This is a genomic window from Streptomyces sp. DH12, assembly GCF_020873895.1.
GTDB lineage: Bacteria > Actinomycetota > Actinomycetes > Streptomycetales > Streptomycetaceae > Streptomyces.
The window spans coordinates 1-380 of the sequence record NZ_JAHWGT010001750.1 but is presented as its reverse complement, the minus strand read 5'-3'; the positions used below and the strand labels follow the sequence as shown (position 1 = coordinate 380).

The window sequence follows — 380 nt, the reverse complement described above, 5'->3', positions numbered from 1 at the left end:
CCCTCACCCAGGACGGCGCCGAGACCGTGGCCACCCGGGGCGCGCTCAACCAGCCCGACCACCTGTACTTCCTCGACAGGGAGCACAAGCTCGTCCGGATCGCCGCCGGCAGCCCCGGCGCCGACCCCGAAGCGGCTCCCGGCGCGCTCGGACAGGGCGAGCAGGGCCTGCGGTCGGTCGCGGTCGCGCGGGACGAGCGCACGGCCGCCGGGGTCGGACTGAACGGCCAGGAGCTGTTCGTCTCCGCGCTGGCGCAGGGCGCCACCCTCGGCGAACCGGTGCTGCGCAGCCAGGGCAAGACCGAGCAGGACCGGCTGACCCCGCCGAGCTGGGACGCCCAGGGCGGCCTGTGGGTCGCCGACCGCGACCCCGCCCGCCCC

Annotated in this window: 1 protein-coding gene; it reads left to right on the top strand. The window is 77.4% G+C overall.

Translation table 11 applies throughout. The features are described from left to right. Positions 1–380 (top strand): LpqB family beta-propeller domain-containing protein (locus LPA54_RS42050; protein WP_228985592.1); only part of this gene is annotated, 380 nt, incomplete at both ends.